The sequence below is a fragment of the Shewanella frigidimarina NCIMB 400 genome (genome assembly GCF_000014705.1).
Taxonomy (GTDB): domain Bacteria; phylum Pseudomonadota; class Gammaproteobacteria; order Enterobacterales; family Shewanellaceae; genus Shewanella; species Shewanella frigidimarina.
On the sequence record NC_008345.1, the window covers coordinates 698,854 to 721,316 of the forward strand.

18 protein-coding genes are annotated in these 22,463 nt (G+C 40.6%); 8 read left to right on the top strand and 10 right to left on the bottom strand.

Annotated elements, in window-relative coordinates; all coding sequences use genetic code 11:
• Nucleotides 1-202: 202 nt before the first annotated feature.
• The 4 genes from SFRI_RS03080 to SFRI_RS03095 form a co-directional block, all read right to left on the bottom strand.
• Nucleotides 203-2,020: a hypothetical protein gene (locus SFRI_RS03080; protein ID WP_011636088.1), complete on the bottom strand. Its 1,818-nt coding sequence runs from the start codon at nt 2,018-2,020 to the stop codon at nt 203-205.
• A gap of 148 nt (nt 2,021-2,168) precedes the next feature.
• Nucleotides 2,169-2,801 carry a response regulator transcription factor gene (locus tag SFRI_RS03085; RefSeq protein ID WP_011636089.1) on the bottom strand — a complete coding sequence of 211 codons (633 nt, stop codon included), beginning with the start codon at nt 2,799-2,801 and terminating at the stop codon, nt 2,169-2,171.
• Nucleotides 2,802-3,128: 327 nt separating this feature from the next.
• The gene (gene rluF / locus SFRI_RS03090; protein ID WP_011636090.1) at nt 3,129-4,010 is read right to left on the bottom strand and encodes a 23S rRNA pseudouridine(2604) synthase RluF; all 882 of its coding nucleotides are present in this window, start codon (nt 4,008-4,010) and stop codon (nt 3,129-3,131) included.
• Between the two features lie 140 nt (nt 4,011-4,150).
• Complete coding sequence (locus SFRI_RS03095) at nt 4,151-5,056, bottom strand: DUF72 domain-containing protein (RefSeq protein ID WP_011636091.1); 906 nt, start codon at nt 5,054-5,056, stop codon at nt 4,151-4,153.
• A 220-nt stretch (nt 5,057-5,276) separates the two neighbouring features.
• On the opposite strand from SFRI_RS03095, the gene SFRI_RS03100 reads away from it, so the two are divergent.
• Nucleotides 5,277-8,324 (top strand): transglycosylase domain-containing protein, encoded by a 3,048-nt coding sequence (locus SFRI_RS03100; RefSeq protein WP_011636092.1) that lies wholly within the window; start codon nt 5,277-5,279, stop codon nt 8,322-8,324.
• Nucleotides 8,325-8,406: 82 nt separating this feature from the next.
• Here the strand turns inward: SFRI_RS03100 and SFRI_RS03105 are convergent, their stop codons facing one another.
• On the bottom strand, nt 8,407-8,847 hold the full coding sequence (locus tag SFRI_RS03105) for a DUF3429 domain-containing protein (protein WP_011636093.1): 441 nt from the start codon (nt 8,845-8,847) through the stop codon (nt 8,407-8,409).
• A 312-nt stretch (nt 8,848-9,159) separates the two neighbouring features.
• Between SFRI_RS03105 and SFRI_RS03110 the strand changes: the two genes are divergently transcribed.
• Nucleotides 9,160-9,645, top strand: a complete 486-nt coding sequence (locus SFRI_RS03110) for a GNAT family N-acetyltransferase (protein ID WP_049763510.1) — start codon at nt 9,160-9,162, stop codon at nt 9,643-9,645.
• A gap of 12 nt (nt 9,646-9,657) precedes the next feature.
• Here the strand turns inward: SFRI_RS03110 and SFRI_RS03115 are convergent, their stop codons facing one another.
• Nucleotides 9,658-9,858, bottom strand: coding sequence for a hypothetical protein (locus tag SFRI_RS03115; RefSeq protein ID WP_041412753.1), 201 nt, complete (start codon nt 9,856-9,858; stop codon nt 9,658-9,660).
• A gap of 276 nt (nt 9,859-10,134) precedes the next feature.
• Between SFRI_RS03115 and SFRI_RS03120 the strand changes: the two genes are divergently transcribed.
• From SFRI_RS03120 to SFRI_RS03140, 5 genes are all read left to right on the top strand, one after another.
• The gene (locus tag SFRI_RS03120; RefSeq protein WP_011636095.1) at nt 10,135-11,400 is read left to right on the top strand and encodes a DEAD/DEAH box helicase; all 1,266 of its coding nucleotides are present in this window, start codon (nt 10,135-10,137) and stop codon (nt 11,398-11,400) included.
• A 173-nt stretch (nt 11,401-11,573) separates the two neighbouring features.
• Nucleotides 11,574-13,634: a PhoX family protein gene (locus SFRI_RS03125; RefSeq protein ID WP_011636096.1), complete on the top strand. Its 2,061-nt coding sequence runs from the start codon at nt 11,574-11,576 to the stop codon at nt 13,632-13,634.
• Between the two features lie 153 nt (nt 13,635-13,787).
• On the top strand, nt 13,788-14,174 hold the full coding sequence (gene gloA2 / locus SFRI_RS03130) for an SMU1112c/YaeR family gloxylase I-like metalloprotein (protein ID WP_011636097.1): 387 nt from the start codon (nt 13,788-13,790) through the stop codon (nt 14,172-14,174).
• 241 nt (nt 14,175-14,415) lie between these two features.
• On the top strand, nt 14,416-16,746 hold the full coding sequence (locus tag SFRI_RS03135; protein ID WP_425271580.1) for a TonB-dependent receptor: 2,331 nt from the start codon (nt 14,416-14,418) through the stop codon (nt 16,744-16,746).
• A 14-nt stretch (nt 16,747-16,760) separates the two neighbouring features.
• Complete coding sequence (locus SFRI_RS03140; RefSeq protein WP_011636099.1) at nt 16,761-17,441, top strand: Fe2+-dependent dioxygenase; 681 nt, start codon at nt 16,761-16,763, stop codon at nt 17,439-17,441.
• Between the two features lie 160 nt (nt 17,442-17,601).
• Here SFRI_RS03140 and nrfD read toward each other — a convergent pair whose 3' ends face one another.
• The 4 genes from nrfD to SFRI_RS03160 form a co-directional block, all read right to left on the bottom strand.
• The gene (nrfD, locus tag SFRI_RS03145) at nt 17,602-18,543 is read right to left on the bottom strand and encodes a cytochrome c nitrite reductase subunit NrfD (RefSeq protein WP_011636100.1); all 942 of its coding nucleotides are present in this window, start codon (nt 18,541-18,543) and stop codon (nt 17,602-17,604) included.
• The gene (locus SFRI_RS03150; protein ID WP_011636101.1) at nt 18,540-19,226 is read right to left on the bottom strand and encodes a 4Fe-4S dicluster domain-containing protein; all 687 of its coding nucleotides are present in this window, start codon (nt 19,224-19,226) and stop codon (nt 18,540-18,542) included. The genes nrfD and SFRI_RS03150 overlap by 4 nt, the downstream gene beginning before the upstream one ends.
• 6 nt (nt 19,227-19,232) lie before the next feature.
• Nucleotides 19,233-19,697, bottom strand: coding sequence for a cytochrome c3 family protein (locus tag SFRI_RS03155; RefSeq protein WP_011636102.1), 465 nt, complete (start codon nt 19,695-19,697; stop codon nt 19,233-19,235).
• A 75-nt stretch (nt 19,698-19,772) separates the two neighbouring features.
• The gene (locus SFRI_RS03160) at nt 19,773-20,237 is read right to left on the bottom strand and encodes a hypothetical protein (protein WP_011636103.1); all 465 of its coding nucleotides are present in this window, start codon (nt 20,235-20,237) and stop codon (nt 19,773-19,775) included.
• 518 nt (nt 20,238-20,755) lie between these two features.
• On the opposite strand from SFRI_RS03160, the gene SFRI_RS03165 reads away from it, so the two are divergent.
• Nucleotides 20,756-21,715: a LysR family transcriptional regulator gene (locus tag SFRI_RS03165; RefSeq protein WP_011636104.1), complete on the top strand. Its 960-nt coding sequence runs from the start codon at nt 20,756-20,758 to the stop codon at nt 21,713-21,715.
• Nucleotides 21,716-22,463 lie beyond the last annotated feature (748 nt).

Genomic DNA, 22,463 nt, shown 5'->3' on the forward strand with positions numbered 1-22,463 from the left:
AGTGCATTAGGGATTCATCATTTTTATGGCAGCAGAACGGTCCTTTGTCTATGGTGCGTTTGATTTAGTCTTAGCGATTGTTGGTCGTTTTATTGATAAATAAAACGATATGATTAAAGCAGGCTAATATTTGTGGCTTGATGATAAAAAACCATTAGCTTTTGCTAATGGTTTTTTATATTGCGAGTAAGCTATAAGCCTCTTATGGCGTTGTTTTTAGTGATAATAGATGATTGTATAATATTTGGGTAAAGCGTTCTGAATTGTCATAAGTCATCATTAGTTGATTGTTTGCGTCTTTCGTGTCGAAAGCTTTATTTAAATTGACTTCAATTAACTGTTGATCTGCAACTAAATAATATGTCGGAAGAATGTGCTCAGCAACTTTGTCATTTATAGCGTCCTCAGTTGTAATAATTAATGGCTGATTACTTGGGCTAATGCTGCGTTCTACTGTAAATGTCGTTTCTGGTTGCAGGTTAATATCAAGCAGAGTGATCTTACTTTGTTGCTCATCGACGATGATAAACTCTGGATATAAACTATCAAATTGTGCTCTAGCGATATCATCAACTGTGATCATATCAGCCGTCTCGTAATCAGGAAGGTCGTAGATTTCATAATTATTGACTTCACGACACATGACATCAGCTTCTTGAGATACGTTTATAGAATATAATGTTTGTGGCCAATTTAGCGTGTTGAATTTAAGACTATCAGGAATAATGTTAAGTATTGAGCTCCAGCTATCACTTGGTGTGAGTATTTTTTCTACATTAATAGTGACATTAACATCTGTTGATTCATACACTGTTTTGTAACTATTACCTTCTATAAACGGTTCAGTCGTCGGCAATGGTGCAATGGTATACCAACCGTTATGGGTTGTGTTCCAGCATTCAATTTCTATTTCTTGCTCATCTATATCTTTAGGGAATTCGGTAACATACCCAATTCCCTCAATAGAGGCTGATCCTATAACTGTCTTTCCTGTCTCATCATTGTCTAGTGAGAATGTGCTGAACTGTGACAGCAACGCTAGCGATAAGGTATTAGCAAAGCCGCTATCATTAATGATATTACCTAACACAACATCCCAATCGTTTTGTGACAAAATACGAGAATCGATTGGTAATTCTGTAAATCCTAATGCGATAGCTGAATCACTAAAGAGTATATTTGCGGCTAAAGTAAATATGTCGTCTGAGAAGAACTCTTCGATAGAAAGGCCGCTATCAATTAATATTTGCCAAAGTTGAGCATAAGTAGCTGCAAGAATTTTTTCTGCTGCGATTAAGTTTGGGATTTGAGTCGCGATGACTTGCTGTAAATAAGCAATGGCATAGTCTATGCGCATAAAGTTAGCTGAGGCTGATGTTTCCGCTGAAATAGAATACAAGGTGTCTGCATCTAATTGATACAAAATAGCCAATAGAGTGTCTAACTCAGCCGATAGCTGACTAATATCACTGTTAGACAGACTTTGACTCTTCATCTCAATCACCCGAGAGAGTTTAATATGGGTCAGGTTATTAATCGCGCCATTGTACTGTGGGCTAGCGATTAACGTGCCTTTTCCTGCGTCACTAACGATAGATCTTGGCGCAGAGCGGGTGGTTGGATTTTTAACCTTAAGTGCTAAAGAGCGGGCTTGGATTGCTTGTGTTGCTGTCGCCGCCTGCCAGTTAGCCACTAAATAATAGTCTGGGGTTTCGACTTCGCTCTTCCAATCAATTTGGTAGTTACCGTCAATATCTGTAATAGTAAAAGGTTCATCGCTATCACAGGCTAAGTTTTGGTTTAAATCGGCGCAAACAGTCGCACCAGATAATGCACCTTGATATACCGCTAAACCGGTTACCCGGTGAGTATATTCTGATGCTACTGGAGGCGTTGTAATCGGGGGCGGTGTGCCAGAATCAGGTTGCGTGATTTCGGTATTAGAATCGTCGTCAGATGAACCGCAACCGACTAAGAGTGCGCCAGAGATTAATATGGCTAATATGCTTTTATGGTGCATTAATGTGTCCTTACATTATGAGGTGAAATGTCTTCACCTGTTATAAAAAATTCTAACGAGTGAATATTAAGTCAGCCTAAAAATGTATCGTTTAATGGATACATTACTAAGTTCACTTTTAAGTGTTAACTGGAGTATTTATAAAAAGTTAACCGGCAGCAAAAGCAAATAATTGGCCGCGATTTTTAATTTTGGTTTTTTTATAAATATTTTGTACGTGCATTTTGACGGTATTAACAGAAATGTTGAGCTCTTTGGCCATTTCTTCGTTGGTTAATCCATGCAGTATGAGTGACAAGACTTGTTGTTCTTTTTTTGTGGTGACGGCAAGTATTTTGGCGCGATTACCTGATGATGGAATACGCTTTCTTTGGAGGATGTATTTAGAAACGGCTTTAGGGTTAAAGCTAATGTCGCCATCTTGCACTTGTTTAATGCTTTGTATTTGATGAGCGATAGAGTCATCGACACTGATGGCACCATGAAATCCAGATGAAATAAGAATAACCTCTAGTTCTACATTCAGTGCAGGACAAAATGCAATGTGCAGGTCGCTTTTAAATAACTCTGCAGATAAGTAACCAATTTCTTGTAATGGATTTTCAAGATAATGAACCATAATGGCGCTGCCATTTTCGGAATTTGATGCGGCTGATAATTCTGATAACGCGCAGCTCGCATTGGTTGGAATTAAGTTAAATTCAATCAAATTAGCGAGGTTTTGAAATTGCCCATGAAGATGAACAGGGAAATCTACGATTAAAAGGTTATTGCTGAACATGTCACATTCCTTGTTTAAAAAACCAGCGTCCGATTGCTGTTGTTTTATACTTTTACGATGTTTTTTTGTACTATTTATTGAAAGATTACAACAACTTTAGCATGCATTAGATCAATAAAAATGCATTATGTGTAATCTTTTAGCGTGAGTGATTATACAATATTTAATGTAAACCGATGTTTTATTTACATTTGTATAATATTGGCTGTTTGAATAATACTCAGTGCAGTATCCTACAACATAAAAAGACTATTGCATACGGTAAAATGATTATTTTTAATACTCACTCTTATCCTAAGCGGTATATCACTTATGCTGTTTTTTGGATCAACGTTTAGGTTTTCTTGAATGACTTGGCTTACCTTTATTCGCTGCCGGCTTTTTAGGTTTAGCACCTCGACCTTGCATAAAGTGTTCTGGGCCTTCAATTTTATCTCGTAAGCTTTGGGTTGGCTTTTTCTTAGCTTTTTTGGGCGCGTTTTTAACCTCTGAAGATGAATGTTCAATTAACTTCATTAGCGTGCTGAGTTCTTGTTCATCCAAATCACGCCACTCTCCTACAGGCAGTCCTTTAAGCGACACATTCATAATTGATTGACGTTCCAGCTTGGTCACTTCAAAGTTGAAATGTTCACACATTCGACGAATTTGACGATTAAGCCCTTGAACTAGAATTATTTTAAATACGAACGTTGAAACTTGTTCCACTTTACATTTTTTAGTGATGACACCTAACATCGGCACGCCGGCGCGCATACCTTGTAAAAATGCTTCAGTGATCGGCTTGTTAACCGTAACCACATATTCTTTGTCGTGATTGTTGCCTGCGCGGAGGATTTTATTGACTAAGTCACCATTGCTGGTAAGAAAGATTAACCCTTGTGAATCTTTGTCTAAACGACCAATTGGAAATACTCGTTCGCTGTGATTAACAAAATCAACAATATTATCGCGTTCGGTATTTTCGGTGGTACTAACAATACCTACCGGTTTATTAAGGGCAATAAAAACCAGATCGGCTTCGTCTCGGGGGGCTATATCATGACCATTCACTTTGACTTTATCGCCAAATTCGACGCTATCACCAATTTTGGCGCGTTTACCATTGATAAAAACATTACCTTGCTCAATATAGCGATCTGCTTCACGACGTGAGCAAATACCACTCTCACTGATGTACTTATTTAGACGGGTTGCAGATTCACTCATGGTGGTTCCTTTATCAACATAAACGCGCTGCGAAGGCAGGCTGGATCGGCGCAGATAATATCATAAAATTGTAGGACCGAGAGCGGTTTGATAAACGTTTATTATCAGTCCTTGAGGTTACCTATGCATATAGGTGGGTATCACAAATCAAAACCCATTTGAGTTGTGGTGTGCTGTTGTTGAGGTAATAGATTAATGTCGGTCAATGCAGATGTACTTTGTGCCAACTGCTGTTGCAGTAAACGATACAAATCGACCGCTAATTGCGGTGCATTGTGATTGTCTGGAGTGTGGATAAATAAATAGGGTTGTTTATTTTGCGCGATCCATAAAGGCAGTTGTTTTAGCCAGTTTTGGAAAAAATGTATATTGGCTTCCGCTTGCGGATGACCAATAAAGCGCACCACAGGATTGTGTGCGGTTGCAATGGCGTGTACTGGCACTTTTGGCTTTTTCTGGTGGGCATCTATCACTGCTGCGGTTGTTGGCGCTGCTGCAAAAACAGGCCTCGTGTCCATAATGATACGATTGCAGTTATTGTCGATTAATAAGCGGTTTAATGCTTGTTCTGCTTCACCTTTAGCAAAAAAGGCACTGTTACGAACTTCTACACCATAGGTTAGGCCTTGTGGCACTTGAGTTAAAAACTGTGCTAATTGTGGCAAAGATTGTGGCCCAAAACTGGCGGGAAGTTGAATTTTCCACACTCCGGTTCGGTTAATAAGGGGCTCCATTATGCTAAAGAATTGTTGTAGCGCTGGGCCTGCATGTTGGAGCTGTAATTCATGGGTGATGTGTTTGGGCAGTTTAAAGGTAAATTTAAACTCGTCATGCGTTGCAGCGTACCAATTTTGTACATTCTGTAACGACGGCGTGGCATAGAAAGTAGTGTTGCCCTCGACGGTATTAAATATTTCGGCATAACGTGCCAGTCGATGTGCCTGGCTATTGCCATAAACGGTTTGTTGCCATTGGTTTTGTGACCACATGGCTAAACCTAATCTTAATGGCGGATCAATAGTCGCTGTTGAAGTGCTGTTGTCCAAAACAATCCTTAAACTTGGGTAAGTGTTTCATATAAAAATATCGATATTGTGGCAATAAGGTCTTTAATAGGCTAAAAAACAACATTTAGTTATTTTGTCTATATCTAATGGCTTTACCCATCTGATAAAATTATCACAATTAGTTACGCGATGTATTGAACATCTCAACCAAAAGTTAAATGGTGCGTTATTGTGATTTTATGCGTTAGATGGAGAGTTTGTGTCTAGTCCACATACAGACAGTCAGTTTGATAATTATCGACCTAATGCATCTTCCGCCAAACCGGCTCCGGTTCGTCGCAGTAAAGCGGGTTGGTTATTGATCGTATTATTGTTAGCAACAGCTTATCTGATCGAGTTTGAGGTGCGGACATCGTATTATCAATCTTATTTTTTACATCAATATGCCACTAAATTAACCTATAAAGTACGTGATTATCGCAGCGATGCGGTGATTTATCCTAAGTATGGTCCCTTTGATGACCGCCATGGTTATAGCCAATTACCGCAGAAAATAGCGCGTCTTATTGAGCGTAATTATCAAATCACTCAGCAGGTGGCATTTTCACCAATGTTGATGGATTATACCAATATTGGTTTTTTCCCGCCGTATCATGAAAAAGCCCAATCTGGTTTAGCAATTAAAGATTGCCGCGACATGACGGTATTCGATTTCTCCTATCCTAAACGTGTGTATCAAGACCAAGATAAAATCCCAGATCAAATCATCAATACCTTATTATTTATCGAAAATCGTGAAATGTTGAGTCCAGAAGCTAACTACAACCCCGTTGTTGACTGGCCACGATTTGTGCTGGCTGCCGCCAGTCAGGTAGCGGGTATTTTTGGGGCTGATATGTCTAAAGCGGGTGGCAGTACTTTGGCCACCCAAATTGAAAAATTCAGGCATTCTAACCACGGCTTAACCTTGAGTATTAAAGATAAGTTATTACAAATTGGTTCGGCCATTGTACGAGTGTATCAGCAAGGTGAAAGCACCGTTGGCGCTCGCCAACGCATCGTACAAGATTATCTCAACACAGTGCCATTATCATCGGCTCCGGGTTTTGGTGAAGTCCACGGTATTGGTGATGGTTTATGGGCCTGGTTTAAAACAGATTTTAATCAAGCTAACCAATTGCTTTTGAGTCGTCATACTCAACAAAATGCTGCTGAGCGTGGCAAGGTGTTTCGTCAAATCGTAGCTTTAATGATTGCTCAGCGTCGGCCATCGTATTACTTACGCCAAGGTCATGATGATTTAGAATCGTTAGTAGACAGCTATTTACGTTTACTGGGCGGTGATGGGTTAATTGAAACGCAATTGATGGTGTCGGCACTTGAGCAAACATTACAATTTAACGCCAGTAAGTTAGCGACGACTAACCTCGCTAACAATAAAGGGGTTAATGCGGTACGTATTCGCACTGCGGGTATGTTGGGACTAAGTTTGTTTGATCTTGATCGCTATGATTTATCGATTAACAGTACCTTCCATGGTGACTTGCAACAACAAGTTAGCGATTACTTACGTAGTTTAGCTCAGCCCAGTTCGGCTGAACGTATCGGACTACTGGGTGAGCGTTTACTGTCGGTGCAGCAGTTAGATAAAGTGTTGTACAGCTTTACCTTGTATGAAAGTACCGACAGTGCCAATAGGGTGCGGATTCAAACCGACAGTATTGATCAGCCGTTTGATATTAATGAAGGCAGTAAGCTGGAGTTAGGTTCAACGGCTAAGTTACGTGTATTAGCGACATATTTAGACATTATTGCCGAATTACAACAGCGTTTTTCTGCAATGACGGTGGCTGATTTACGCCAAGTGGATGTGGAACGTAAAGACCATATTACGCGCTGGGTGGTCGATTATTTGATTACCACCCGTGACCGTAATTTAACCCGAATGTTGGATGCTGCACTGCAGCGCGAATATTCGGCTTCACCAGAAGAACGTTTCTTCACCGGTGGTGGTTTGCATGTATTTAACAATTTTAATAAAAAAGAAAACAGTCGCGTACCAACATTATATCAAGCATTGCAAGAGTCGATAAACTTGCCTTTTGTGCGCTTAATGCAAGACATTGTTAATTACAGTAGTAGTTATAACAGTGAAGGCAGTGTGTCGCAGCTATTGCGTAACGACAAAGATCCGCGCCGTGAAGAATACCTAAAAGCATTTGCTAAGCGTGAGGGCAGTTCGTTTGTAAAACGTTTTTATCGCAAGTATCGTCAGCTTGCACCAGAGCAGCGTCTTGAGGTGTTATTTGATGGTATTCAACAACAAGAACACAAGTTAACGGCCGTTTATCGTTATTTAAAACCTTACGATGGCGCCCGTGAGTTAACAGCTTTTTTAACTCAGCGATTACCAGCAAAAACCTTTACCGATAAACAAATTAATGTGCTGTACAACAAATATGGCGAAGAAAAATTTAATTTAGCTGATCAAGGCTATATTGCACGGGTGCATCCGTTAGAGTTGTGGGTATTACGCTATTTAAATGACTATCCGGAAACTGGCCTTACTCAAGTATTAGAAGACGCACAACCGCAGTTACAAGAAGTGTATCGCTGGCTGTTTAGAACGCGTCATCAAAATGCTCGTGATGTGCGTATTCAGGTGATGTTAGAAGTGGAAGCATTTTTAAGTATTCATCAACGTTGGGTGAGAATGGGTTATCCGTTTGAATACATGGTGCCTTCATTAGGCTCTGCTTTAGGCAGCTCGGGCGACAGACCTGCAGCATTGGCTGAGTTAATGGGTATTATTCAAAATGATGGCTATCGTTTCCCTACCGTGAGAATTGATGAGCTGCAGTTTGCCAAAGACACACCTTATGAGGTGACATTGGCCAATAATAAACAAACTGTTATGCGAGTAATGCACCAAGAAGTTGCACGAGCGTTGAAAAAAGCACTGGCAAATGTGGTCGAAAATGGCACAGCAAGAAGGCTCAAAGGCAGTTTAGTGGATAGCAATGGCCAAATGATTGTTATGGGAGGAAAAACCGGTACCGGCGATAACCGTATTGCGACTGAAATTCGTAATGGCCGTAAAGTGTCTTCAACTGCTATAAACCGTACTGCCACATTTGTGTTTTACTTAGGCGATCGTCATTTTGGTACCCTAACTGCATTTGTACCAGGGGAGAAAGCCGACGACTTTAGCTTTACTTCAGCACTGCCATTACAAGTACTTAAAGGCATGATGCCGATTTTATCACCGATGATAAATCAGCAAGAACAGTGTCAAACCGGTTTATAGATGATGAAGCCAGTCAGCTTGCTGCAATAAACAAAAAGCCCATGCTGTAAAGCATGGGCTTTTTGTTCGAGTTAACATGTTGTTAAACGCTAAAAAGACTGAGCATGACAATAATGTGGCATACTACAGCAGCACTGGTTAGTATTGTGCGTAATGTGAGGTAGCTGGTGGTGGTTGATAATTGTTTGGCTTTAAACTCAATATACAATAAATACAGATAACCACTGGCGAGTAGGATTAGCGCGGATAATGCAAAGGGCGTTAACAGTGCAATCCAACAGGCGAGTGCGATGATATTACTAATGATGAGTAACTTAGCAATATTATCGTCTAAGGTTAATATAACCGCTTTGCCCCACAGAGTACCGGCAATAAAACTTAAAATCACTGCGCTATAGCTAACAAACCCTAACATAGTATGTTCGGGTGCTAATAGGCTATGATTGAAGGCTAATACACTGAGAATAATAAAAGGTAAAAGGCCAGCAAAGCCCAACCATTGCCATGTTTTAATGCTTTTCATCCTGTAGTCCTTTAATGCATGTTGATACGGTTACTCATCGTCAAGCGTGTCGATGAATGAGAGTATATAACCTCAATTATGGATAATAAACGGTCATCAAACAGGCATTTCCGCTATCAGTGTTTAATCGACTTACAATAGGCTAGCTATTGATACGTCCAATATGCCTTGTTAGCAAAACACATGGCAAGTTTGATATTGCAGACTTGAATTAAACCCATTTTTAACGATTTATCCCATCTCTTATTAGAGCTGAGGTTATCTATAATATAAATGATCTTGGTGACACAACATAGAAAAGGCGAACCCGAAATGAATATTTCTCTTCATCCCATTACTGAAGCAGATTTAGATATATTGTTTGAATTTGAAAACGACCCTATTGCTAATAAAATGGCAGACTTTGTGCCGCGTAAACGTAAAGCTTTTAACCTGCATTGGCAGCAAAAAGTATTAGCAAATGAAAAGGCGATAGCACAAGGGATTTGGATAGATGATGTTTTAGTGGGTAATGTATTATCGTGGATTAATACCGACGCAGCCGCAAAGTCAGATCCGCAAATGCGTTTAGTTGGCTATTGGATTGGACGTGAACATTGGGGCAAAGGCATTGCCACCAAAGCTGTGGAAATGTTTTTAAAGCAATTTATTTCGAGCCCTGTTTTTGCTTATATCAATAAACAGAACGAAGGCTCAGTAGCAGTAGCGTATGCCAATGGATTTTTCGACGTTACAGCGCAGTATCCGCAACTAATCAGTAAAGACAGTTTACGTTTATTCAGACGTGGTAACGTTTAGTATTCTAGTGGATTAATGATTACCGCCACCACATCCACCGCAACAACTGCCGCCATTAGCTTGTTTTTTGGCAGTATTTTCAGCCTGAGATACTTCATTTTCTGTTACAGCTTTCATTTCTGTTGCAGTAGTATCTTGGGCTGTAGGTGCCACATTGCTAATCTGTTCAGCTTGCTTGGCTGGCTTGAAAATACCGCTAATTGAAAAACTCATGGTGATACCTCGTTATGGGATCTGATTGTGTAATATTGTGATGCAATCTAGTGGTTAAATTTAAACATGTTTTTTATTTGCATGTTTAAGTTGTATAAGGCTTACTTTTTTAGTCAAGTGTTATCTGCCGCAAAAAGCACGACCTGCTTAAGATGTGTTGAGCATCACATTTACCAGCCATTTTAATGAACGATAATTCAAGCAAGCATTACCTAGAGCCTTTGTTTTAATCTGAATGAGCGTGATAAACTGCGCATCCACATGTTTGGAGTTTTTATGTCTTTTGCAGATTTATCGTTACATCCCATATTGATTAATCGCCTAGCTGAATTAAAATATCAGCAACCTACGCCTATCCAATTACAAGCAATTCCGGTTATTTTAAGCGGTAAAGACGTGATGGCGGGGGCGCAAACGGGCACTGGGAAAACGGCTGCATTTGCATTACCGTTACTGCATCAATTATTGACTCATCAAGATAATCTAGCTGCTCAGCCAGACACTCAACATATTAATTCGACCCCGATAACGGCGCTTGTATTAGTCCCAACTCGAGAGTTAGCCCAACAAGTGCACAGTAGTATTGAGCAATATGCTTATGGCAGTTCAGTCACTAGCGTGATGGTTTATGGCGGGGTTAGCATTGGCGAACAAATCCGTCAGTTAGCCAATGGCACCCATATTTTGGTGGCGACTCCAGGGCGGTTATTAGACTTGCTGCGTAAGCGTGCGTTGTCATTATCACAATTAACTCATTTGGTATTTGATGAAGCCGATCGCATGCTGGACATGGGCTTTAAAGATGAAATTGTCGAAGTACTTAAGCGCTTGCCAAGTACACGGCAAACGTTATTATTTTCAGCCACCTTAGATGACCGAATGCTCAGTTTTAGTCGGCGCTTATTACGCTCACCACAGGTGATTGAAGTGGCTCAGCGAAATACCACCGCCAGCAGTATTGTTGAGCGAGTGTTTAATGTCGACGCTAATCGAAAGTGCGCCATGCTGTGCCATTTAATTACCCAAGAAAGTTGGCTGCAAAGCTTGATATTTAGCCGCACCAAACAAGGTGCTGATGCACTGGTAAAGCAAATGAAACAAGCTGGCGTGGCAGCTGAAGCATTTCATGCTGACTTATCTCAAGCAGTACGTGAACAAGTGTTAGCAGCATTTAAAGCCGGTGAGGTGACCGCGTTAGTCGCAACGGATGTGGCTGCAAGAGGTTTAGATATTAACGAGTTAAATTATGTCGTTAATATGGAGTTACCGTTTCAAGTTGAAGACTACGTGCATCGAATTGGCCGCACAGGCCGAGCAGGTAAAGCAGGGCAAGCGATCACGTTATTAAGCATCGATGACGAGCCGTTATTAACTAAACTAGAAGCCTTTTTAGACCGACGTTTACCACAGCAATGGCTGGCAGGTTTTGAGCCAGATCTGGATTTAATTGCTCCAGTTACCCGTAAAACAACTAAATCGGCATTAAAACAACAAGCACGTAAAAAGGCATTAGCGGCATCTTCACGCGGTAAAAAACGCTAACACGAGTTTTATATCGATTCCACTACATGTGACAGTGTGGTGAGTGTCTTTTTACTGCCACATTAATGTCATCTAGTTTGAACCGAGTTGTCACATTAGACGCTTATCTTAACGGACAAATAATTATACCTATATTTGATCCGTTATTTTCAGAGCATATCTAAGGACAATTTATGAGCAAGGCGACATTTGATCCAACTCGTTTTAACAACAGTAAAAATACCCCCTTCAATGAAGTGATGGAGAATCATCTATCACGTCGTAATTTTGTTAAGCGTGGTTTAGGCCTTAGTGCGATGACAGCGTTTGGTGGCTTCGGATTAAGTGCTTGTGGCTCTGACAATGATACCGTTGCAGAAACGCCAACAACGCCGACCACGCCAACAGCACCAACGAAGAGTTCTGCAGTACTAGGTTTTGAGTCGATTGTCGGTTCTAAAACCGATGCCGTGGCGGTAGCTGCTGGCTATTCAGCTTATGTATTAGCACCCTGGGGAACTCCCTTAAATTCGAAAGCTGCAGCGTGGAAAGCCGATGGCAGTAATACTGCTATCGATCAGGAAAACTCAGTCGGTATGCATCATGATGGTATGCATTTCTTCCCGTTGAATGATTCGGCAGATGACGGTTTATTGTGTATTAACCACGAATACATTGACCAGGATGCTTTACATCCAACAGGCCCAACGTTTGATGCTGATGGTAAGCGCACTGTAATTGATGAAATCCGCAAAGAAATCAACGCCCATGGTATTTCAGTTGTCCGTATTAAATTAGTTTCTGGACGATGGCAAGTGGTCGAAAACGACAGCCATAACCGTCGTTTTACCGGTGCAACCGTGATGGATATTGCTGGCCCACTAGCGTACAGCTCACACCTTGAAACGCGTTATTCGCCAGATGGCAGCCAAGCGCGCGGTACTTTAAATAACTGCGGTAATGGTTATACGCCTTGGGGCACTTATCTAACATGTGAAGAAAACTGGCCGGGTTATTTTGTTAATAAAGGCACCTTAACGCAAGAGCAAACGCGCATTGGTATTTCGACTTCTGACACTCGTTATGGCTGGAGCCACTTAGCCGGTAATGACGATGAGCGTTTAGACGAATTTGCTCGTTTTGATGTGACGCCAACGGGCTCAAGTGCGACTAACGATTACCGTAACGAAGCCAATGGCCACGGTTATATTGTTGAAATTGATCCATACAATCCTAACTCGCGCGCCATTAAGCGTACTGCATTAGGTCGCTTCCGCCACGAGGGTTGTGCCTTTGGTAAACTTGAAGAAGGCAAACCAATCACATTCTATTCAGGCCACGATTCTCGTTTTGAATATCTGTATAAGTTTGTTTCTGACGCAGCGTGGGATCCAGCAGATGCTAACAGCACTAACCGCTTAACAGTAGGCGATAAGTACATGAATGCCGGAACCTTATATGCAGCTAAGTTTACCGAAGACGGCGTCGGTGAATGGTTACCGCTGACGTTAGATGGGGTGACTGCCGACGGAAGCACGCTTGCGAGCAGCTTTGACTCACAAGCCGCGATTATATTAAATACTGCTGGCGCTGCTGACTTAGTGGGTGCTACACCAATGGATCGCCCAGAATGGACAACCGTTGATCCATTTACCGGTACGGTATACCTAACGTTAACCAACAACAGTAAACGTACCGACAGCACCAACCCTGCTAACCCACGTTTAAATAATAACTTTGGTCATATTATCCGTTGGGATGAAGGTGATGCAGCAACTGAATTTAGTTGGGATATCTTTATATTTGGTTCACCTGCAGATGGTGATGCTGAAACAAACTTATCTGGCTTAACTGACTTAAACCAGTTTGCTAGCCCAGACGGCTTGGCGTTCGATCAACGTGGTATTTTGTGGGTGCAAACCGATAACGGTGCCTCTGAAGTTACCGAAGAAACCAACGATCAAATGTTAGCGATTGTGCCATCAACGATGGTAGATGCAGATGGTAACCAACAAGTGGTAACTGCTGAAAACCAAACTCAGCTTAAGCGTTTCTTTGTTGGCCCTAACGGCTGTGAAGTGACAGGTTTTGCCATGTCGCCAGACTACACCGCAATGTTTGCCAATATTCAGCATCCTGGCAACTGGCCATACTCTGATAGAGCAGATGAAGAAACGCCCGCAGGCACAACGGTTCGTCCACGTGCAGCCACAGTGATGTTTATTAAAGATGACGGCGGTGAAATCGGCGTTTAATTTAAGCCACTTTCTCTGGAAGTCATTAACCTTGCTTTAGCCTTGTTTATGACTTTAAAAGCGTATATCAACCCTGATAGACTTGTTCTATCAGGGTTTTATTTTTTTGTTTAAATTAGTTTAATTATTAATAGTCTATTTACAAGGACAGCCATGCTAAATGGAATTCATCACGTCGCGATTATCTGTGCCGATTACCCACGTTCAAAAGCATTTTATACGCAAATATTAGGGCTAAAAATTGTTGCCGAGCATTACCGTCAAGCACGCGATTCTTACAAACTGGATTTAGCTTTGCCCGATGGTAGCCAAATTGAGTTATTTTCATTTAATGATGCACCGCCAAGACCCAGTTATCCAGAAGCCCAGGGTTTGCGTCACTTAGCGTTCAAAGTCGATGATATCGAGGTGGTCGTGGCGCATTTGCAGCTGAGCAATATCTCTGTCGAGCCCGTTCGCATTGACGAATATACCGGTAAACAATATACCTTTTTTAGCGATCCAGACGGTTTACCGTTAGAGCTTTATCAAGTCAGTTAATCTATGTCGACCAGGCCGCTGTTTCTGAGCGGTATTCAAACGGTTATCAATGACGTTTATCAATAACGATTGTTATTAATAACGGCTACCTATCAGCTTATTTCGTCCTTTTGTTAGTTTAATTTCATATTTAATGAATCTTTACATAAATGATAATGATTTGTATTTGCGATCCTTGTTTCATTTATGTAAAGTGCATCACATAAATGAAATTTAGTTAACGCTTATTAATAACAGGATGATGTTAAGCATGAAGTCGAGTAATTACAGTAAGTTATCATTAGGTGCTCAAGCTGTTGCTGCAGCATTAGTATTCAGTAGCCCAGCGCTATATGCCGCAGACACCAAAAATGAAACTTGTGATAAGGATATATTGGCAAAATGTAAACCAGCGCAAACAGACGAATCTATTGAGCGAATTCGTGTTCATGGTGTGCAAAACTCGGTTTACATGTTTAATAACTCAGCCGACAAACGCCGTATGGCTGCACTTGTCGATACGCCGCAAGTGATTACCGTGTTAACTCAAGACCAAATTCAAGAGTCAGGAAATACGGACTTAAAAGACATTTTGTCAGCTCAAGCGGGTGTTACTCTTGGTACTGGTGAAAACGGTAATGCATTCGGTGATCGTTATATTATCCGTGGCCACGAAGCACGTAGTGACGTGTTTGTTGATGGACTTCGCGACCCTGGCATGACCACTCGCGAAAGTTTTGCTACCGAGCGAGTTGAAATTACCAAAGGTCCAAGTTCAACATTTGCTGGCCGTGGTTCATCAGGTGGTGCCATTAATAGTGTGACTAAAAAAGCCTCAGTAGCTTACGATTTTGGTCGCGTCGATTTGGGTATTGGTACTGACGATCACACTCGTCTAACGGTGGACTATAACTTACCGATATCAGACAAAGTGGCAGTACGCCTTAACGGATTAACGGCTGAAGAAGACAAACCGGGCCGCGAAGGTATTACGAGTGAACGCCAAGGTGTTCAGTTATCGGGTGTGTATGAAGCCACCGATGCATTGTCGTTTACTGCCGATGGTTACTACCTAGACGCGAAAGATGTGCCAGATTTAGGCAGTTATTTTGATCGAGATACTCGTAAGCCGCTAGAAGATATTCCTGTTTATGCTCAAGATGGTGATTTTCTAAATTCTAAGGTCACCACGTTCACTTTACGTACCGAATATGAGTTAAATGACAGCATTACGTTGTACAACGCCACACGCGTTGGACATACCGAAAATGGCTATATTACAACAGGGATGGGCGGCACAACGCGCGCAGATACCGACCCAACAGCGCCTGGAGCAAGCACGTTAACGCTTAGTACTCACCAAGGTAACCAAGATGTTGATTATGTCAGCACTCAATTCAATTTATTTTGGAACACCCAAGCACTTGGTTTTGATCACAAGTTAGTGTTTGGCCTTGAATACACAGATGAAAATGTTGATAACGGCGTATATAGCATCACCAACAATAATGATGGTAATTGTTTGACCGAGGGTCGCCGTGGTGTATCAGAGGCTTATTGTATTATTGATGGTAACGGCAATACTGTCGACAATATCGGCCAGTTAATGAATCGCAGCTATGTTGATGGTGGATCTGATGCTATATACGACATCGAAACCGTGTCGGCATACATGATGGATACGGTTGAATTGACCGATCAGTTAGCACTATTCTTTGGTTTTAGACAAGACAGCTTTGATTACAGTAACAACACAACAGGTCGCGATGGTGAAGTGGATTATGCCTATTCCGATACCATGTATAACGGTAATATTGGCTTAGTTTATGACTTGTCTGAAGATGCCAATATCTACGCCAACTACAGTACTGCAACCAACATCAACGGCGGAGAGTCTGATTTAGGTGCTAACTGTGGTTACGGTGGTATTTGTGGTACGCAAGAGCAAGCTGCTGAAGCTGATGCCGAAATTGTTGAAAACCTAGAGCTCGGTACCAAGTGGATGTTGTTTGATGACAAAATGATGTTTTCGGCATCGATTTTCCAAATCACTAAAAGTGATGTAATGGAAAGTGTTGGCGACAGTTACTCAACGCTAGGTACACTTAACACGGGTAAAAACCGCGTTAAAGGCATTGAGTTTGGCATGGTCGGCAATATTACTGACAAGCTCAGCATACAATTCTCGGCTGCCAAAATGGATTCAGAAATTTTAGAGTCTTACAATCCAGCTAACATTGGTTTAGTACTAAGTAACTTTGCTGACGAAAGTGCTTATTTGCAACTGCGTTATGAGCTAACCGAATCATTTGTATTTGGTGGTAGCTACACTTATCAAAGTGAAATGTATGGCGGACAACCAGACACTGCAGCAGGTTATGATAGCGACAATAGCCGTTACAGCATTGTGGTGCCTAACTATCAAGTAGTTGATTTATTTGCCAGTTACAATGCCACTGAGGATTTAACTTTCCGCATAAACGTAGGTAACATATTGAACGAAGAATATTGGACTGCAGCTTATCGTTCTGGCTCATTTATGTACTTAGGTGACGCCCGTAATGCTAAATTGTCGATGACATATGAGTTTTAATTAAAGGTATTTGCATGATTGTTATTGAACAAATTCTCTCGAAACAGGATGTCGGTGCTTATCGTCAGCAACTGGCTGAATGTCCGTGGGGAGACGGTCGTAAAACCGCAATGGGAATGGCGGCGTCGGTTAAAAATAACAATCAAGCAGATGCACAACACGCTAATGTGCGCCAACTAGCTAATCAACTATTGGCGCGTATTGGCGAAACGCCTAAAATTGTATCAGCGGCGTTACCGCATAAAATATTTCCGCCGTGCTTTAATCGTTATAACGAAACTGAAGAGTATGGTTACCATGTTGATGCAGCCATCATGCGGATCCCTAATACCTCAGAAGTGATCCGTAGTGATGTATCAATGACGGTATTTTTGAGTGAACCCGAAGAGTATGACGGTGGTGAGTTAGTTATTGCCACCGAATTTGGCCAGCAGCAAATTAAGTTACCTGCAGGATACGCCGTAGTATACCCGTCGAGTAGTTTGCATAAAGTGACTGCAGTAACTCGAGGGCAACGCATTGCAGCTATTACGTGGATGCAAAGTATGGTGGCCGATGTGACTTTACGCCAAACCTTGTATCAGCTCGATCAAAGTATTCAAAATTTGATCAAAGCCAACAACACTGACCGCGCTGAGCTAGATAATCTACATAATGTGTATCACAATTTAATTAGACAGTTTACCCAGCTGTAAACGCAATCACTGGCTTTTAATTGCTCGCATGTTGGGAGCATTTAGCATAATTAGCCAGGCGAGGATGTGATTAAATAAGGTGGGAACGCAAACGGAATATTCTCTGTTGAATATACGGTGATAGTGCGGTTGTTAACACATGCTATCACCGTTTATCGCGCTAACTTACCACCATTTGGCCAGTATAAAGTACAAAGTTACGTAGCATGATAACGCCCAATAAGCTCAGGCACGCAGTTCCGGCAACATAGGAAAACTTGCGTTTTGAAGTGGCGTTCATAAATAAATTCATCGCTAATGGGGCGGACAATCCTAATCCCATAATCCCGAACCAAAATATTAAACCCCAAAATCCTTCTCCAATCGCGTTTAATGCCGCGACTTTACTTTGACCACCACTGAGAACTAAACCCATAAAGAAGGTAAAAATAAGGAAAATTTCTCCTAAAATCAAAGGGATTTCTACTCTATGGATAAAACGCACTTCCTGACCATTAGGGCTACCTTTGAGTAACACCCCGCCTAATAACGACGCCGCGGCACCTGAAGATAAACCCGATGCTAAAAATAACAAAGGTAACACAGGGTTATTTAGCATAGGAAAGCGTGGCTGAGCCGATAATAAAAATCCGGTATAGGCACCTAGCGACACAGAAAAGATGATCAACAATCCCGTTATTCCAGCTTCATACTTCGCGAGCATTGTGGTTATTTTACACACTATCGGGAAGCGAGGTTGGCACCATTCTTCAATAGGTTTACGGAATACAACAGCAATCCAAGCGTACATGAATACTTGATAAATCAACAAGATCAATACACCCATCGACATCACTGAGGTGGGATTGTAGAACACAAGTATTTTCCAAAAATCCCATGGTTTGGTTAAATCTAATACCAAAATCCCCAAACCTGCTAAAACGGAAACTGCTGCAACAATACACGCTGCTTGAACAAAGCCTGAACGGTATGCTTGTTCTTTAAGGCATACATGTTTCAGCAATACGGCAAAGAACATCGCACCGGCAGAAACCCCTGCTAGGAATAGATATATGGCAATGGGCCAATGCCAGACCAAAGAGTCAAAATGCAAAGCGTTCATAATATAATCTCCCCTTGTTTGGCTGTAATACGAAACAGTTTGGGCCGGGTACCTAAATCTAACTTGGTCCGTTGTGTTGGATTAGCTTTTAACAGCATAACCAGTTCAGACTCAGGATCTTTAAGATTACCAAACACCAATGCTTTGGTTGGACAAGCTTCTACACAGGCAGGTTGTTTATCTTGTTTGAGATTAGTTTCCCTGCAAAAGTCACATTTGTCGGCTGCCTTAGTCACAGGATTAATAAAACGTACATCGTAAGGGCAGGCTAAAATACAGTATTGGCAACCAACACATTTATCTGCATTAACCGAGACAATGCCGCTTTCTTTATCGATAAAGGCGGCTCCAGTCGGGCATACATTAACGCAAGGCGCATCTTCACAATGTTGGCAGGAGTGGCGGCTAAAGTGGTAATACTGATTTGGATACTTGCCATAAGGGCCCGACTGTTCAATGCTCAGCCTGGTGACACCTTCGGGAACATGATTCACTTCTCGACACGCTTCAACACAAGCGTTACAACCAATACATTTGGTTTCGTCATGTAGCATGGCGTATTTTAAATTGTTTATTCTTATGCCCGTATCGGCATTGGCTTGATCGCGACTGAGTGGATATACCGACACGCCGGCAACCAATGCACAGGTGCTTTTAAGGAAATGTCTTCTTGAGTTTTCCATGATTAGTTACCTCTGCACTGTGTGGCAATTTCGGCACACATTACTGCGATCTTTTGCTCCTAAGCCCATTATTGGGTCTGATTCAGGATGCAGTTTATGACAAGATGTACAACTCACTTTTTGTGCATGTACGTTGTGAGTCCACTCCGCTTGAGCTATCTTTTTAGGCGAATGGCATTTCAAACACACGCCATTTTTAGTATCGATTGTCATGTCGTTTTCCGCAGAGAATACCATCAGGTCATTGGGTTTCTTAGGGTGATTGCCTTGTTCACCATGGCATGAACTACAACTCATTTTTAACTGTTCTTGAGCATGGTGACCTTGCATTGCCCCATTGCGTTTATGGCATTTCATACATGAGTCATTGTTAATTTGCTCAGTAGAGTCAGCGCTATTTGCTCCCTGACTCATAAGGGCAAACGACAATACGCCTACACTTAACATCAGTAGCCAGTTATTCCGGGACATAATCAGTCCTCTCTACAATAATGGATTATCAAAAAATAGCGGGTGAAAACAGATTGCCTTCACCCGACAGGGTCTTCATACCGGTAGGGATAGCTTTAACATTTGCATGTCGTAAGGTTTGCCTCGAACAATTTCAACTAATTTAATGTTGAATTTTTCGAACAAACTTTTTGCGTTAGCATCATCTTGTTGACTGAAATCAGAGATAACCAATTTCACTTCCGACGAGTCATGATCAATTACAACATAATCGAGTCGTGTATGATTTTCTGCTGCGGTTTGGGCATCCATTTCAAACACGGTGTCGATTGGAACGTTGCAACAAACGTCATATTTGACGCCCACCATCGCTTTTAGCGATTTTAAAAAGTTAAAGCTCTGAGTATCAAAAAGCATTTTTTTGAACTTAATTGCGTGCTCTTCAGTATCGGTTTTGAAGAACTTTATACAAGTCATAATGAAAATAACTAATATAAAAGGAACAACAATAAACAACACAGAGTACACAAACGCATAACTTAAAAAGACTGAAGTAATCATATTATCCTCCAAAGAATCATTTTTAATTTATTGTTTTATGAATTAAAAATACGTCGTTGACGTACGATTAATATTATCCTTATATTTTGGTTTTAAATTGATCGTAATCAATTAATTGAGGTGGTTTTAATTTATTTGATCGTAGTTATGATTCAGATCTGATTGCTTTTTTTTGCATTTTTAATTGGTGTATATATAGAGTGAATAAAGTGAGAGTGACAATTTAAAGTTGTAATTTGGTTGTTTTTAATATTGATTTATTAAAAGTTAATAAATCAATATGTGAATATCTACTTTATCCAAATTCTAGTTGTTTAATTTGATATTACAATATATGAAATCAGCTTTTACCAAGCTGAGCATCAATCGCTTCAAGCATTCTATGCGAAATATGCAGTGTTAAAAAATTCATTTTTATGATCTGGAATAAGTAATCATTGAATACTTAAAATAACGTTATGAACTCGTTTTAAAAGCGTTAGAATACTAGGCTGCATACCTAAAAGGGAGTATCTAAGATGAAGCCAATTGACTTAGATAAATTAGATTTATTAACATTATCTATATTAGTGAGTCTTTATGAAAATAAATCAGCGACACATGTTTCTAGAATATTAGACGTGCCAGCTTCAAAGATTAGCCGTTGTTTGCACACTGCAAGACTAATATTCGGCGATGAGTTGTTTATTAGACGGAAATACGGATTAGTACCAAATGATTATGCAGGGAAAATTTATCCCATTGCTAAGGAGATAGTGGAGTGCGCTAAGCATTTCAATCGACTTAATAGTGCTGAGCAGTCGCATAATCGATACTTTGAATTGGTTATCCCTGGCATGATTGCTTATGCTTATCCGCGAGCATTGATGAAAGCGATTAAAGAGCATAATAAAAATATTCATATTAATGTGAGCAGTTGGAGTAGCCATTCTTTGGAGAGTGTCACTAGCGATCCACACTGCATTGTGATGTGTTGTTGTAAAGGTCCTGAAGAAATTCTTTGTTTTGACCAAAAACTACAGGTTGAAGTGCTTGCGACAATGAACCGACAATACTTGCTCAGTTGCAGAAAACATCCCATATTAAAGCAGGACATCTCTCTAGAAACTATTGCTAAATATCCATATATCAATACGTTTATTGGTACCCAAGCTCCCATACTTAACCCATTCCAGGAGTATTGCCAGGCTAAGGATTTATCTCTTAATACCGAAATGACCATTACCAGCGTGTCTTCTTTATTTGATTACCTTTCAGACTGTCAATCACTAGCTATAACGCCCTACAAGGCGGTGTATGACATGTTAGATGATGACTCAGGTTTACATGCTTGCCAGTTATCTGAATATGAATGTAATCGTCTTTTTGAGGTTGTAGAGCCATTAAAGTTGGTCTTAGTCACTCATCCTAGTGCTGATAATGAAGATACTGCATGGTTAAAACAACAAATTCGTGAGTTAACCCATGAGCTTATTTAAGATAAAACTAGCTAATATGAAGATTCGCATTATTGCCTAATAATACAAAGTTATACTGATTTTTGTATTTTCAATATAACAGAGGATATTTAGTTTTTTGATATTTAGTTATTGCTTATTCTTAAAAATGTAAAAGGTAATTTTTGCATCTTGAGGCAAGGATGTTGATATCAGTATTGTTGAATTACAATGCTGCTGATGTAATTTACAAGGTTAACTTTATCATTATCTGTGCTTGTAATTTATTAATATTAAGTCAATGTTACAATCGAATTTGATATATTTCACTGATAGGTTTGCTGACAAACACGTTCAAAGAGAATTACAGGAATACTTACCTACTCGATATTTATAAGATGCATTTTTTTATCACCTTAGTTTATCACCTTAGTGTAGTGATATCGTTAGGCTCAAGATATCATTTTATATTATCGGTTCTTAAGAGAGTTACAGTTTCATTAGAACATTACAGATACACAAAACTCAGCGCCGCAATTGATGTATGTACAATAAAGGTCTTCTAAAGGTTGCATAAAAATCCGATAACTAAGATTATCGGATTGTTGTAGGTTAAAAAGAACGGTCAAGTTAACGGTTGAGTTTCTTAATTTTAACGGCTAACTTATCGGTATTATGCTTCAGTGTCCTTTTGTCCTTCCTAATGCTAGGTTATTTCTGCACTTGGTTGACCGTGCGAAAAGGTCATTGTCACTCACAGCCTTATTCATTTAGATAATCGCCTAGTTCT

Bases quoted from the DNA above. Each gene is read 5' to 3' on its own strand.
- SFRI_RS03120 (WP_011636095.1), top strand. From the start codon at position 10,135: ATGTCTTTTGCAGATTTATCGTTACATCCCATATTGATTAATCGCCTA.
- SFRI_RS03150 (WP_011636101.1), bottom strand. From the start codon at position 19,226: ATGGAAAACTCAAGAAGACATTTCCTTAAAAGCACCTGTGCATTGGTT.
- SFRI_RS03080 (WP_011636088.1), bottom strand. From the start codon at position 2,020: ATGCACCATAAAAGCATATTAGCCATATTAATCTCTGGCGCACTCTTA.
- SFRI_RS03115 (WP_041412753.1), bottom strand. From the start codon at position 9,858: ATGAGTTTTTCAATTAGCGGTATTTTCAAGCCAGCCAAGCAAGCTGAA.
- SFRI_RS03160 (WP_011636103.1), bottom strand. From the start codon at position 20,237: ATGATTACTTCAGTCTTTTTAAGTTATGCGTTTGTGTACTCTGTGTTG.
- SFRI_RS03110 (WP_049763510.1), top strand. From the start codon at position 9,160: ATGAATATTTCTCTTCATCCCATTACTGAAGCAGATTTAGATATATTG.
- SFRI_RS03125 (WP_011636096.1), top strand. From the start codon at position 11,574: ATGAGCAAGGCGACATTTGATCCAACTCGTTTTAACAACAGTAAAAAT.
- rluF (WP_011636090.1), bottom strand. From the start codon at position 4,010: ATGAGTGAATCTGCAACCCGTCTAAATAAGTACATCAGTGAGAGTGGT.
- SFRI_RS03155 (WP_011636102.1), bottom strand. From the start codon at position 19,697: ATGTCCCGGAATAACTGGCTACTGATGTTAAGTGTAGGCGTATTGTCG.
- SFRI_RS03140 (WP_011636099.1), top strand. From the start codon at position 16,761: ATGATTGTTATTGAACAAATTCTCTCGAAACAGGATGTCGGTGCTTAT.
- SFRI_RS03135 (WP_425271580.1), top strand. From the start codon at position 14,416: ATGTTAAGCATGAAGTCGAGTAATTACAGTAAGTTATCATTAGGTGCT.
- SFRI_RS03085 (WP_011636089.1), bottom strand. From the start codon at position 2,801: ATGTTCAGCAATAACCTTTTAATCGTAGATTTCCCTGTTCATCTTCAT.
- SFRI_RS03105 (WP_011636093.1), bottom strand. From the start codon at position 8,847: ATGAAAAGCATTAAAACATGGCAATGGTTGGGCTTTGCTGGCCTTTTA.
- SFRI_RS03165 (WP_011636104.1), top strand. From the start codon at position 20,756: ATGAAGCCAATTGACTTAGATAAATTAGATTTATTAACATTATCTATA.
- nrfD (WP_011636100.1), bottom strand. From the start codon at position 18,543: ATGAACGCTTTGCATTTTGACTCTTTGGTCTGGCATTGGCCCATTGCC.
- gloA2 (WP_011636097.1), top strand. From the start codon at position 13,788: ATGCTAAATGGAATTCATCACGTCGCGATTATCTGTGCCGATTACCCA.